Below are 13,130 nucleotides of genomic sequence, written 5' to 3' on the forward strand. Positions count from 1 at the left end.
ACTGCCCAAGACCCGCTCCGGCAAGATCATGCGCCGCCTGCTGCGCGACGTCGCCGAGAACCGCGAAGTCGGCGACGTCTCCACGCTCGCCGACTCCTCCGTCATGGACCTCATCTCCCAGGGCCTCAAGTCCGGCGACGACTGATCGTCCACGCAGTTCGCGGGAGGGCGTCCGCATCGCGCGGGCGCCCTCCCATTTTTTTGCGCACCTTCCCTGAGCTGCAGATACAGCAGTGCGGAGGTGATTGAACGGGCAAGTGATCGTCCGAACGGATGTTAGGCTCGGCTACTGGTGTGCCGGGAAGTCTGGTCGGCGACGGAATCGTGCTGTCCACGAACGGAGCCGCTTTGTCCGACGCCCGCAACCGCGCCCGCACCTTCGACTTCGGGGCCTACCTGCGCACCGAGACCGTCGGTGGCATGGTGCTGCTCGCCGCCGCGGCCATCGCGCTGCTGCTGGCGAACTCCCCCGCGAGCGCCTTCTACACCGCGATCCGCGACTTCGAGGTCGGGCCGCACCTGCTGCACCTCGACCTCAGCATCGGCGAGTGGGCCAAGGACGGCCTGCTCGCGATCTTCTTCTTCGTCGCCGGTCTGGAGCTCAAGCGCGAGCTGGTGATCGGCGAGCTGTCCAACATCCGCAGCGCGCTGCTGCCGGTGATCGCCGCGGTCGGCGGGATGGTCGTGCCCGCAGGGTTGGCGTTCGCGGTCAGCGTCGGCGCCCCCGGTCACGAGACCGCGTGGGCGATCCCGGTGGCCACCGACATCGCCTTCGCGCTCGGCGTCCTCGCGCTGACCGGGTCCTGGATGCCGACCGCAGCCCGCGTGTTCCTGCTCAGCCTGGCCGTGGTCGACGACCTAGGCGGCATCATCGTGATCGCCGTCGTGTTCACCTCCGGCCTGAACCTGCTGGCGCTGCTGGCCGCCGTCGCGCTGTGCGCGCTGTACTGGTTCCTGCAGCACAAGCGCATCCGCTCGCCGTGGATCTACGTCCCGCTGGCCATCGCGACCTGGATCGCGGTGCACAGCTGCGGCATCCACGCCACGATCGCCGGCGTCGCGCTGGGCCTGCTCACCCGCGTCCGCACCGACCCCGACGAGGGGGCGTCCCCGGCGATGCGGCTGGAACACCGGTTGCAGCCGTGGTCGGCGGGCCTGGTGGTGCCGGTGTTCGCGTTCTTCGCGGCCGGGGTCCCCGTCGACGGCGAGGCGCTGACCTCGATGTTCGAGGACCGGGTGGCGATCGGCGTGATGGTCGGCCTGGTGGTCGGCAAGTTCGTCGGCATCTTCGTCACCTCGTTCATCGCGGTGAAGCTGCGCATCGGCGACAAACCGAGCTCGGTGTCCTGGACGGACATGGGCGCGCTGGCGATGCTCGGCGGCGTCGGGTTCACGGTCAGCCTGCTCATCACCGAACTCGCGCTGGAGGGCGCGGCCGCCGAGCGCGCCAAGGCCGCGGTGCTCATCGCCTCCGCGATCGCCTCGCTGCTGGCCGCCGCGGTACTGCTCCGCAGGGGGCGCAAGCTCAACGGTGAAGCCGCTGATGAGCCCGGTGGGAATGTCACTCACGGGTAACGCATCGCGAGTCGCTGGGCGAGGGTGTGATCTCCCGTGGCACGATGGTTCGCGTGAACAGCGCCCAGAAGAGCACCAACGGCAGCCGCGAAGGTGCGGAGTGGAGTTCGGTCAACTCCATCCCGTTGTCCGAGGAGGGCACAGCTCCCGACGGGCAGTCCATCGGCGCGTTGGTCAAAGACGCAACGACTCACCTGTCCACGCTGGTCCGCTCCGAGGTGGAGCTCGCCAAGTCCGAGATCGCCGGTGAGGTCAAGAAGGCGCTCAAGGGCAGCGTCTTCTTCATCCTGGCGCTGTGCGTGCTGGGCTTCAGCCTGTTCTTCCTGTTCTTCACCGCCGCGGAGGGCCTGCACGCGCTCGGCCTGTGGCGCTGGGCCGCGTTCGGCATCGTCTTCCTGGCGATGCTGCTGGTCGCCGGTCTCTTCGGGCTGCTCGGCTACCTGAAGGTCCGCAAGCTCCGCGCGCCGAAGCGCACGATGGCCTCCCTCAAGGAGACCAAGAACATCACCAAGCGCCGCCAGGCCGAGGAGCCTGCCCAGGGCTGACGGATCGGGCGCTCACACCCACGTCGAAAAACCGCGGCGGACCCAGGTCCGTCGCGGTTTTTCGCACCTCGGGGCCCTGCTCCGGAGTGCGGGAACCTCGTCGGCGGGCGTTCCGGTCCGAACTGTCCGGACAAAAAGGACATCGATCGTGGACGGTTCGGGCCAAGACCGCCCCCGGGCGAACTCCCGCTCCCGGATCAGTTCGTGCAGTTGCCCGTGGAGACCGGGGTGCGCAGCTGCGGAGCCGCCTCCACCTCGTCGGCGACCTCGTCGGCCGTGAGGGCGAAACCCGTCTCCGGGTCGTCGACGGCGGCGCCGAAGACGACACCGACCACGTCCCCCTCGGGGTTGATCAGCGGTCCACCGGAGTTGCCGCTCTGCACCCGCCCGCGCACCGTGTAGACGTCGCGGACCACGGTCGCGTTGTCGTAGATGTCCGGACCGCGCAACCGGATGCGCTCCCGGATGCGACCGGCCGAAGCCGTGTAGGGCCCGTCGAGCGGATAGCCGAGGGCGATCGTGTCGTCACCGGGGTGAGCCGACTGCGACGCGAACGTCATCGCCTCGGCGTCGAGGTCCGGGACCTCCAGGATCGCCAAATCGACGTCCGGCTTGTACATCACGACCTCGGCGTCGAAGTCGCCGCGACCGATCTCGATGGCCACCCGGTCGGTGCCCGCCACGACGTGCGCGTTGGTCATCACCCGGTGCGGCGCCACGACGAAACCGGTGCCCTCCAGCGCACGGGCGCAGGACGTCGCCCTGCCGCGGATCTTGACCACGCTGAGCTGCGCGTTGCGCACCACGTCGCTGCCGGCCAGCGCCGGGTCGGGCGGTGCGATCTCGGCGACCGGGGTCTCCGAGAACGGCTCCAGGGCCTCCGGGAAGCCCGACATGCCGAGCATCTTGCGCAGGTCGTTGGGCAGCGCCCTGGCCTGCGGGGGCATCACCGAGTTGACCGCGCCGAGCACCTGCGAACGGCTCAACGCCGCCGCCAGACCGGGCAGCGCGGTCGCCGAGGTGAACGGCAGCGCCACCAGCCAGGCCACCACCAGCACGGCGATGAACTGCAGCACCGAGCCCAGCGCGTTGTCGACCCCTGCTATCCGTGGCGAGGTGATCCGGTCCCGCAGCTCGCGGCCGGCCCACATCCCGAAGGTCTCACCGAAGGCGACCAGCAGGACCACGATGCCGACGCCGAAGGCCAGCCGGGCGACCGGGCTGTCCAGGGTGTCCAGCAGCAGCGGCGCCACCTTCAGCCCCACCACGGCTCCGACGAACACGCCCACGAAGGACAGCAGCGCGGTGACCAGACCGCTCCGAGCCCCGGAGACCGCGGCGAGCAGTGCCAGCAGCACCACCAGCAGGTCGACCCAGTTCACCCACTCACCCCTCGCGATGGACGATCAGCCGCACCACCGTCTCATGGTTCGACAACAGAACGGCCAAGCCGGGCTTCCAAGGAGGTCTTCGCCACCCCTCAGGAACGCCCCAGGCCGATGTCGTCGGACTCCTCGGCCGCCCGCCAGGCCTCGTCCAGCTCGCGCACGTCAGCCCGGTTCCAGCTGCGCGACCAACCGGCCAGTTCCAGCAGTCCGGCCAGCAGCCCGCCGGTGAAGCCCCAGACGAGCATGCCCGGGACCAGGAACGCCGGACCGGCCATTCCGCTGGTCAGCCGCACCCTCACCCGGTTCTCGGGGTCGGTGAGCCAGGAGATCGGCACCCGGGCCACGGCCGCGGTCTCACCCGGGTCGACCGCCGCGACCGGCGACGGCTCGACCCAGTGCGCGAGCACCGGGGTCACCCGGAACCCGCTGTGCGGAACGTGCAGTTCCGGCAGGGTCGCGACGGGCCGGACGCCCTCGACCCGCACCCCCACCTCCTCGACGGCCTCACGCAGCGCGGCGTCCACCGGGCCGGAATCGACATCGTCGAGCGCGCCTCCCGGGAAGGCAACCTGACCGGGGTGCGAGTTGAGCCCGTCGGCGCGGCGCAGCAGCAGCACCTCGGGCCCCTGCTCGCCTTCGCCGAGCAGGATCAGCACCGCGGCGGCGCGGGCGGAGGACGGCGGCGCGTCCTTCGGCCAGCCGAAGTGCCCGGGGTCGAGGTCGGCGGTGCGCTTGACCAGCGTCCGCATCCATTCGGGCAGGTCAGCAGGATCGACCAGCGGTCCGTTGTCGCTCACTGACCCCCCAGGGTTCGTTCGACGGCGGCCCGAACCTCGTGCGGGGATTCGAACGCGACCGGTGGATCGATGCGCCGGACCTCGCCGGAGGCGGTCACCACGTAGCTGACCGGCAGCACGTTGGGAGACCGCAGCGCAGCCCGCGCGCGGTTGTCGCCGTCATGCACGTTCGGGAAGTGAACGCCGAGCGCGCGCAGTAGGTCAAGACCTTCCGCCGCGCCGCTGTCGACCTGCACTCCCAGCACCCGGACGGCTCCGGGCTCGGTGCTGTAGGCCTGCAGCGCGGGCAGCTCGGTGCGGCACGGAACGCACCAGGTGGCCCAGAGGTTGATCAGCGTCGGTCCACCCGAGGCGGCCGCGGCCAGGTCGACGGGCTGCCCGTCGGCCAGGCACTGCAACGTCGTGCCGGCCAGTTCGGCGGGTCCGCCGGTCCCGGCCGGGCACGGCTGCAGCGCGGCGGCGGCGCGCTGCTGCGGATCGATGCGCTCCGCCGGTGGTGGTGGCGCCGCGGTGGGGCCCTGCTGCTCGTGGTCGCGCGGCCAGAGCGCGACCGCCGCGAGGACGGCGAGCACGACGACCACCACGGTCCACTGGATCTCGGACCGGTAGGCACGGAGGTTCACGCCACCGGCTCCTTGGCCGCCTGGCTCTCGATGGTCTTGTCCGGGACCTCGTCGACGATGCCCGCCAGCTCCAGCAGTCGCGGCGTCTCCGGACCCCTGACCAGCTTCGCGGCCTCCACGTGGTCGATCGGACCGGCGCCGTAGGAGGGGCAGTCCTTGGCCAGCAGGCACGCGCCGCAGGCCGGTTTGCGGGAGTGGCAGACCCGGCGGCCGTGGAAGATCACCCGGTGCGACAGCATCGTCCACTCCTTGCGGGGGATCAGCTCGCCGATCGCGTGCTCGACCTTGACCGCGTCCTCCAGCTCGGTCCAGCCCCACCGGCGCACCAGGCGTCCGAAGTGGGTGTCCACGGTGATGCCCGGGACGTCGAAGGCGTTGCCGAGGATCACGTTGGCGGTCTTGCGCCCGATCCCGGGCAGCTTGACCAGCTGGTCGAGCTTCCGCGGGACCTCGCCGCCGTGCTTGTCGACGAGCGCGGCGCCCAGCCCCATCAGCGACGACGCCTTGTTCCGGTAGAAGCCGGTGGACCGGATCATCTCCTCCAGCTCGGTCCGCTCGGCTCCGGCGTAGGCCTCGGCCGTCGGGTACCGGCGGAACAGCGCGGGCGTGACCTCGTTGACCCGCTTGTCGGTGCACTGGGCGGACAGGATGGTCGCGACCGCCAGCTCCAGGGGCGTGTTGAAATCAAGCTCGCAATGCGCGTCCGGATAGGCTTCGTCGAGGGCGCGCAGCATGCGCCTCGCTCGCCGGACGAGCCCCAACCGGGTCTCCTCCTTCTTCCTGGACCGGGATACGACCTGGTCAGGAGATGGTCCAGCGGACTTGGCGCGGGTGTTTCGGGCAGGCTCCGGCACCCCACCAGACTACGGAGGAGCACGGACACGGAAAGTGGCGGTACTGTCACCGGCCCTGCGAATCGACCCCCGGGTGAACCGGCGTCGAAGGTATGAGCGAGGATTCACACCATGATGGCTGCCTGGTTCGTCATCGTCGTACCGCTCGTGATCATGTTCTTCACGCTCTTCATGGAGCGCGTGGAAGCCCGCCTGCGGCATGTGGCGGTGCAAGAGAACGAGGTGGAGGAGTTGCTGGAGAACGCCCGGCCTGATGAGGTGCGGGCGCTGTTCCGGCAAGGTATTGGACGTGCGCTGGAGCTTTTCCAGCTACGCAGGGTGGGACGCGCCGGTAGGCTGCGTACTCGCCGTTCGCGCGACCAGTCTTAGAATCACTGGTAGTGATCGGCGGCACATCGCCAGACACGCTGACGCGGGTCCGGCACCACAGACAGCCGCCGCGTCTCAACATGGAGGGACGAGGTGGACGAGACCCTGGCCCGAGCCGGCATCTTCCAAGGCGTGGAGCCGGCCGCGGCGGAGGCACTGGCACAGTCGCTGGAACCGATCGAGTTCCCGCGCGGACACGTGATTTTCGCCGAGGGCGAGCCGGGTGACCGGCTCTACATCATTCAGTCCGGCAAGGTGAAGCTCGGACGCAAATCCCCGGACGGCAGGGAGAACCTGCTGGCGATCATGGGGCCGTCGGACATGTTCGGCGAGCTGTCCATCTTCGACCCCGGGCCGCGGACTTCGACCGCGACCACGGTCACCGAGGTGCGCGCGTTGAGCATGGACCGCGGCGCTCTGCGGCAGTGGATCGCCACTCGCCCGGAGATCGCCGAACAGCTGCTGCGCGTGGTGGCTCGCCGCCTGCGCCGCACGAACGGCATGCTCGCCGACCTGATCTTCACCGACGTCCCGGGACGCGTCGCCAAGGCGCTGCTGCAGCTCGCGCAGCGCTTCGGCAGCCAGGAAGCGGGTCTGCTTCGGGTCACCCACGACCTGACGCAGGAAGAGATCGCGCAGTACGTCGGCGCCTCGCGGGAGACCGTGAACAAGGCGCTCGCGGACTTCGCGCACCGCGGCTGGCTGCGTCTCGAGGGCAAGAGCGTGCTGATCCTGGATCCGGAGCGCTTGGCCCGCCGCGCTCGCTGAGCGGCGACGTCACACATATCGCGAAGCTGACGCGCGTCGGCCGAAGAGTCCGGGGCTCCTTCCCGGGTTCTTCAGCCGACGCGCGTCCTTTGCGTGCGCGCGGCCCGGTCGGAGCGCGTCCGTGAATTTCACGTTGAGCCTCGAGCGCAACGCACGTCACCCCCGCCACGTCCAACGGTCGGACGCAGAGGCGAAAGGGGACTGGGGATGAATTCCGCGATGGTGATCGCGCTGGTGGCGGCGGTCCTGGTGGTCGTATTCCTGATGACGGTGCGGACCGCGATGAGCAAGTCGAACCGGATCGACGGCCGTCGCCGCAAGCGGACCGGCGGCTCGTTCGTCGGCATCACCAGCAGCCACGACGGCGGCTGGGGCGGCTTCGACGGCGGCGGCTCCGGCGGTGACGGCGGCGGAGGCTCCGGAGGGGGCGACGGCGGAGGAGGCGGCGGAGGCTGCTGACCGCTTCTGCGCACCGCCCGATGAGCTGGTGCATGTGAAGGGGCTGGGCGCCACCCCCGACGTGGCGCTCCAGCCCCTTCACATTTCGCGTGGTTCGTCCCCCGACGACTAACCACGCTTCCCCGATCCCCCGATGCTTCGGCCCCGAATCCTCGGCACCGGAGGCGTCTGTGTGGAGTTGTCTCCCCTTCGAAGATGCTGGAAGTCCGTGCTGTCCAGCAACCCCCTTTCACCAACCAAGACGTGCGTCCCGAGGGGACGGTTGCACACATCACCCGTTCTGAGTAACGAACGTCACTCAGCCAGCACCTAGCAGGCGAAAAACAGGTTGGTACCGGCGTACCACAATCGGCATACTGGTACGCGTGTCCACATCCACGTCGCTGGCCGACTACCGCGCCGCCCTGACCACCCCCGGAGCCCGCACGCCCGTCGTGACCTCGCTGCTGGGCCGGTTGCCGATCGCGATGATCGGCATGGCCCTGCTGCTGTACATGCAGCGGGAGAGCTCGTCGTTCGCGATCGCGGGAGCGGTCTCGGCCGCCGAGCTGATCGGCGTGGCGATGGGCTCGGTCGTGCAGGGCAGGATCGTCGACCGGATCGGCCCGTCGAAGCCGCTGTACATCACCTCAGCGCTGTTCACGGCCTCGGTGGTGGCGACGCTGGCCGCGATCGAGCTGGGCGCCTCGACACCGCTGGTGGTGGCGGGGGCGTTCGCGATGGGCCTGCTGCAGCCCAACATCGGTTCGGCCTCGCGCGCCCTGTGGGGGCACCTGCTGCCGGCCGGCCGCGTCCGCGAGGCGGCGTTCTCCTACGAGGCGATCAGCCTCGAGGTCTTCTTCATCCTCGGACCGGGCCTGGCGGGCCTGCTGGTGGCGATGCCGTGGGCGGGCACCGGCGTCGTGGTCGGCTCGGCGTGCATGGTCCTGGGCAGCGTCGGCTTCGCCTCGACGCGCGCGGCCCGCACGCAGCGACCGGACCCGAGCGAGCACGCGGGCGCGATGCTGGGAGCGATCGCGGCCCCGGGGATGCGCACGGTCGCGCTGGCCGCGCTGGGCTTCGGCATGGTGATCGGCTTCATCGAGGTCGCCGTCCCGGCCGCCGCCGTCGACGCGGGTCAGCCCACGATGGGCGGGCTGCTGATGAGCCTCGCCTCGGTCAGTTCGGTCGCGGTCGGCGTGGTCTACGGCGTGCACCCCTGGCCGCGGCCGATGCACCTGCGGTTGCCCGCGCTGCTGCTGGGCTTCGCGGGCCTGGTCGCGCTGCTCGCCCTCCCGACGACGCTGCTGGGCCTGGCACTGATGCTGCTGGTCGCGGGCTGCCTGATCACCCCGCAGTCGACGGCCCACTCGGTCGCGGTCGAGTTCGCGGCCCCACCCGGCACGGCCGCGGAGGCGTTCGGCTGGGTGGTCACCTCGGTGACGCTGGGCTCGGCCATCGGCCAGTCCGTCAGCGGTCAGCTCGTCGAGCTCGCCGGGCCCCCGACCGCGTTCCTGGTCGCCGGAGCAGCAGGAGCCGCCCTCGCCGCGGTCCTCTACGTCCGCCGCAACACCCTCCTCCCCACCCGGACCAACCTCACCCTCGCCGGCAGCTGATCCGGCTGCGCCGAACAGCGTCAGATACGTTCTCGCGCCCGAGCAGGCGTGAGTCCGAACGGGTGGCCTCGTTTCGATTACACAATCAGCGGTGACGCGGATGAATACCGTCGGAACACCATGAAACGGTGCTGCGGTGCCAAACCGGCGGCACGGTGTTGACACATCCGAACGCCCTGGGGAGGAGGACGGTCGTCCACGACCGACCGCCGGTGCTTGAAGTTGCACATTGGCCTGCGCACACTCTGCTCGGTTCGCTCGATCAACGTGGCCGCTCCCTGGTGAGCGAGCTCGGTGCACCAAAGAGCTACCAGCCGGGCGACACGATTCTGGCGCAAGGCGACTGCCCATCCCATGTTGTGCTGCTGCTCAGCGGAGTCGCCAAGGTGACCGTTCGGGACACGAACGGCGACCTGACTCTGCTGGCCTTGCGGTTCGGCGGCGACCTCCTCGGCGAAATGGGCGTGCTCGAACACCGACTCCGGTATGCGGATGTCACGGCGTTCGGCCATGTTCGCGCGAGACGGATCGAAGCGACCCTCTTCGCCAACCTCCTGCGCGAGCACTCGTCGGTGACCTTGAAGCTGTTGCAGGTCCTCGGACACCGGCTCCGGTGGGCCGACGAACGCCGTCTCGACTTCTCGAACCACGACGCGAAAACGCGCGTAGCGCGGGTCCTGGAGCAGATCGCGGAGTCCTACGGCGGTCTCCGCGAACTCGATCGGTACGAGATACCGCTAGGGCAGGAAGAGCTCGCACAACTCGCCGGAGCCGGGAAGCGAGTCACCCAGGACGCGCTCAAGGAGCTCGATCGAATCGGGGCGATCACCCAAGGCTACCGGAAAGTAACCATCACAAACCGCCCTGAATTACAGAGAGTCGCAAAAAAGGAGAGCTGAAGCCGCACTAGTGCGTCTTCTTCATCCCTATGTCGTAGCAACATCTCCTTTACGTAGCTGACTGTGTCTCCCGGCTACGTGAAAGGGGCTTTTGAGTGATGACGGAACTAGTTCGCCGCCGACTCTGCCTAGCCGTAGACGCTGAGAAGTACGGCAGCCAGGATGACCAACGGCAGCATGCCATCCAGAAGGGCCTGCACGCCGTGCTCGACTTCGCAGCGCAGCGCTGCGGACTCGACCGCAGCCGTTGGGATCGGCAGCCGCAGGGTGACGGAGAGTTCGCCGTCCTACCCGATGACCAGCCCGAAACCGTGGTCGTCGACGACTTCGTCCGCGAATTGGCGCGTGCCCTCACTCGCCACAACAAGGATTTCAAGCCCGAAGCTCGGCTTCGGCTGCGGTTGGCGATCCATGTCGGCGTTGCGATCCCGGCCTGCAACGGCTACTCCGGCCAGGGCGCTGTGGTCGTGCACCGGATCCGCGACTGCGAGCCGCTGCGCCGAGCTCTGGCCGACATCACTGATACCGACCTGGTCGTCGCCTTGTCCGACCGCATCTACCAGGACATCGTTCAACACGGTCACACCGCGCTCGTACCGGAGGACATGCAGCCGATCGCAGTGAGGGACAAGGAGTTCAACGAGCACGCCTGGCTCTACGTTCCGATCACGCGTGCGATCCCCTCGGCGCCCGCTTCACCCACCTCTTTTCCTCAAACCTTCGTCGTCAACAGGTTCTGCGGCCCCTGTCCACGCAAACTTCGCCAACTTCGGCGTTCTGCGCTAGAGCCGAGGAGCCTGGATGTCATCTGGAGAGCCCCGGCCAACGCAACACGAATCCGAGACCGACACCCACGCGCACGCACCGGCGAACCCACAGGCCATCGCTGTGAACATCTTCTGCAGCGCGGTCAACGCAGCGAGCTCGACCTTCGGCATCAAGGGGCGGCTGGACCGCCCAGATGAGCCCGGAACTCAGTGGCCCGTCGATGGACCTCCAGGAGATTTCAATGACTGGCAGCGGGAGTTCGCCCGCCTCACCCAACAGCTGGGTGACGCTGTCAGCGCGATCGCTCGCTTTCTCGCCAAATCCAACGATGACGAGCAGACCCCCCGAAACTGACACGGTGACCGAGGATGCCTGGAAGGCGTTGCAACAGGTCAACGAATGGATCAAGGTCGCCGACGCGAAGGCGGCCGCCACAACCACAGGAGCAGGGGTGTTGGGCGGGCTGCTGCTGCGCGGCTTCCCGCCGCCGGCGAACTGGCCCGAAGACCCGTGGCGAGCCGGGTTTGCGGTGGCCAGTCTCGCCCTGGTCGGCACGAGTGCCCTGCTCGCGTTGCACGCCTTCGTCCCCCGCCTACGAGCTACTCGGGGACATGGCCCCTCCCTCTACTTCAGACACATTGCCGATCGATACCCCAGCTCACGAACGTTCCGCAAGGCAATCCAAGGAGCACTACATCAAGAAGCCCGATTGCGGAAACTGGTCCTCGAACAGCTCTGGGAGAACAGCCGCATCGCCGAACGAAAGCTCCGGACGGTGCGGTGGGCGATATATCTCCTCAGCTGCGCGTTGCCGAGCTCGGCGTTGACCGCCCTGCTCATCTGAGCGACGTGTGCTGTATCAACCGATATCTCCCCGTCGGAGGTCTTCGCGGTCCTCGAGGTAGGTGAGTTGGGCTTGGACCGTGAGGTCTGCTGCGGGCCAGACGGCGGGGTCGACGTCGGCGTAGACGAGTTCGACCACCTGGCGCGGGGTGGCTCCGGGGCCGAGGTCGCCGAGGGCCTGGCGGACCTGGGCGAGGCGTTGCCTGCGGTGGTCGAGGTAGTGCTCGGCCGCCGCGCGGGCGTCGTCGAGTTCCGGGCCGTGGCCCGGCAGCGCGCGGACGCCCGGCGGCAGGGACGCGATCTTGCGCAGCGAGTCCAGGTAGGAGCCCAGGTGGCCGTCGGGGTGAGCGACGACCGTGGTGCCTCGGCCCAGGATGCTGTCGCCGGTGAACACCGCCGGTTCGTCGTGCTCGGCGACGAAGCAGACCGAGTCCGCGGTGTGGCCCGCCGTGGCCAGCACCCGCAGCTGCAGGCCCGCCGCGTCGATCGGCTCCCCGTCGGTGATCGGCTCGGCGTCGTGGCACAACGTCGGGTCGAGCGCGCGCACCGGAGCCCCGGTGCGCTGCACGAAATCCGCCACGCCCGCGGTGTGGTCCTCGTGGTGGTGGGTGAGCAGCACCAGCGACACCGGCCCGTGGCCGGCGACCCGGCTCAGGTGCACGGCGTCGTCCGGGCCCGGGTCGATGACCACGCACTCGCGCGAGTCCGGGTCGCGCAGCACCCACGTGTTGGTGCCGTCGAGCGTCATCGGGTTCGGGTTGTCGGCCAGCAGCACCGACGCGTAGGAGGTGACCGGGCGGAGCTCGCCGTAGGCGGGGTGCTGCATCACGCCTCCTCGAATCCGGGCTCGCCGGGCAGCACCGCGTGCCAGCGACCGTTGCGCTCGATCAGCTTCGGCATGATCTTGTTCAGCGTCCGCTCGGCGCTCAGCGCGGCCGCGAGGTCGTCGGCCTCGGCGAGCTCGGTGAGCGTGACCTCGGTCGGCGGGAGCAGGTGGCAGCGGCCCTCGCGGAAGTCGCTCAGCGCCTGCTGCGGCGTCGCCCAGTAGGCCTCGGCGGCCTCGGTGGTGATGGCGTCCGCGCGTTGCCCGGCCGGCATCGCGGCCAGGAAGAACCTCGTGTCGTAGCGGCGCGGCTCCTGCTCGGGCGTCAGCCAGTTCGCCCACGGGCGCAGCAGATCGGCGCGCAGCACCAGACCTTCCTCGGCGAGGAAGCCGGCGAGCGAGACGTCCCTGGTCACCAGGGCCTGGCGGGCTGCGGAATAGCCGCCGGTGTCCTCGACGACCGTCGACGAATCGGGTCCGGCCAGCAGCACGCCCGACTCCTCGAACGTCTCCCGGACCGCCGCGCACACCAGCGCGCGGGCCACCTCCGGCGTGCAGCCGAAGCGCTGCGCCCACCACTCGGGCCCCGGTCCGCTCCAGGCGACGGAGGCGTCCGCGTCGCGCTGGTCGACACCGCCTCCGGGGAACACCGTCATCCCGCCCGCGAAGGCCATGCCCTTCACCCTGCGCTGCAGGAACACCTCAGGTCCCGAAGGGCCGTCGCGCAGCAGCATCACGGTGGCCGCGTCCTTGGGGCGCACGGGCTTGTCCGGCCGGTCCTCCGGCACGAATCCCGTTGGCAGCGAACGATCCATGCCCGCCAC

At 69.3% G+C, this 13,130-nt stretch carries 15 protein-coding genes; 9 read left to right on the forward strand and 6 right to left on the reverse strand.

What is annotated here, in order from left to right; all coding sequences use genetic code 11:
- The first annotated feature begins 321 nt into the window (after positions 1–321).
- Together nhaA and E1202_RS08510 are read left to right on the forward strand one after the other, a co-directional pair.
- Positions 322–1,575 (forward strand): Na+/H+ antiporter NhaA, encoded by a 1,254-nt coding sequence (gene nhaA / locus E1202_RS08505; protein ID WP_268952309.1) that lies wholly within the window; start codon positions 322–324, stop codon positions 1,573–1,575.
- 44 nt (positions 1,576–1,619) lie between these two features.
- Entirely contained in the window at positions 1,620–2,120 is a 501-nt protein-coding gene (locus tag E1202_RS08510) for a phage holin family protein (protein ID WP_132682028.1), read from the forward strand.
- A 197-nt stretch (positions 2,121–2,317) separates the two neighbouring features.
- On the opposite strand, the gene E1202_RS08515 is transcribed toward E1202_RS08510, so the two are convergent.
- The 4 genes from E1202_RS08515 to nth form a co-directional block, all read right to left on the reverse strand.
- A complete protein-coding gene (locus E1202_RS08515) occupies positions 2,318–3,502 on the reverse strand; it encodes a MarP family serine protease (RefSeq protein ID WP_132682029.1) in 1,185 nt (394 codons plus the stop codon).
- Positions 3,503–3,600: 98 nt separating this feature from the next.
- Positions 3,601–4,257 (reverse strand): NUDIX hydrolase, encoded by a 657-nt coding sequence (locus tag E1202_RS08520; protein ID WP_132682219.1) that lies wholly within the window; start codon positions 4,255–4,257, stop codon positions 3,601–3,603.
- Between the two features lie 44 nt (positions 4,258–4,301).
- Positions 4,302–4,928, reverse strand: coding sequence for a TlpA family protein disulfide reductase (locus E1202_RS08525; protein ID WP_132682030.1), 627 nt, complete (start codon positions 4,926–4,928; stop codon positions 4,302–4,304).
- Entirely contained in the window at positions 4,925–5,662 is a 738-nt protein-coding gene (nth, locus tag E1202_RS08530) for an endonuclease III (protein WP_132682221.1), read from the reverse strand. The genes E1202_RS08525 and nth overlap by 4 nt, the downstream gene beginning before the upstream one ends.
- 234 nt (positions 5,663–5,896) lie before the next feature.
- On the opposite strand from nth, the gene E1202_RS08535 reads away from it, so the two are divergent.
- From E1202_RS08535 to E1202_RS08565, 7 genes are all read left to right on the forward strand, one after another.
- Positions 5,897–6,151, forward strand: coding sequence for a hypothetical protein (locus tag E1202_RS08535; RefSeq protein WP_029535541.1), 255 nt, complete (start codon positions 5,897–5,899; stop codon positions 6,149–6,151).
- Positions 6,152–6,244: 93 nt separating this feature from the next.
- Entirely contained in the window at positions 6,245–6,919 is a 675-nt protein-coding gene (locus E1202_RS08540; RefSeq protein ID WP_093422841.1) for a Crp/Fnr family transcriptional regulator, read from the forward strand.
- Between the two features lie 207 nt (positions 6,920–7,126).
- Entirely contained in the window at positions 7,127–7,378 is a 252-nt protein-coding gene (locus E1202_RS31335; RefSeq protein WP_165943790.1) for a hypothetical protein, read from the forward strand.
- A gap of 365 nt (positions 7,379–7,743) precedes the next feature.
- Positions 7,744–8,973: an MFS transporter gene (locus E1202_RS08550; protein ID WP_132682031.1), complete on the forward strand. Its 1,230-nt coding sequence runs from the start codon at positions 7,744–7,746 to the stop codon at positions 8,971–8,973.
- A 281-nt stretch (positions 8,974–9,254) separates the two neighbouring features.
- Complete coding sequence (locus E1202_RS08555; protein ID WP_132682032.1) at positions 9,255–9,872, forward strand: Crp/Fnr family transcriptional regulator; 618 nt, start codon at positions 9,255–9,257, stop codon at positions 9,870–9,872.
- A 98-nt stretch (positions 9,873–9,970) separates the two neighbouring features.
- Positions 9,971–10,837 carry a hypothetical protein gene (locus E1202_RS08560; RefSeq protein ID WP_132682033.1) on the forward strand — a complete coding sequence of 289 codons (867 nt, stop codon included), beginning with the start codon at positions 9,971–9,973 and terminating at the stop codon, positions 10,835–10,837.
- Between the two features lie 161 nt (positions 10,838–10,998).
- Positions 10,999–11,484, forward strand: coding sequence for a Pycsar system effector family protein (locus tag E1202_RS08565; protein WP_132682034.1), 486 nt, complete (start codon positions 10,999–11,001; stop codon positions 11,482–11,484).
- A gap of 15 nt (positions 11,485–11,499) precedes the next feature.
- Here the strand turns inward: E1202_RS08565 and E1202_RS08570 are convergent, their stop codons facing one another.
- Positions 11,500–12,309 carry an MBL fold metallo-hydrolase gene (locus E1202_RS08570; RefSeq protein ID WP_132682035.1) on the reverse strand — a complete coding sequence of 270 codons (810 nt, stop codon included), beginning with the start codon at positions 12,307–12,309 and terminating at the stop codon, positions 11,500–11,502.
- On the reverse strand, positions 12,309–13,121 hold the full coding sequence (locus E1202_RS08575) for an NUDIX hydrolase (protein WP_132682036.1): 813 nt from the start codon (positions 13,119–13,121) through the stop codon (positions 12,309–12,311). The genes E1202_RS08570 and E1202_RS08575 overlap by 1 nt, the downstream gene beginning before the upstream one ends.
- Positions 13,122–13,130: the final 9 nt, after the last annotated feature.

The sequence above is a fragment of the Saccharopolyspora karakumensis genome (genome assembly GCF_004349225.1).
GTDB lineage: Bacteria > Actinomycetota > Actinomycetes > Mycobacteriales > Pseudonocardiaceae > Saccharopolyspora > Saccharopolyspora endophytica.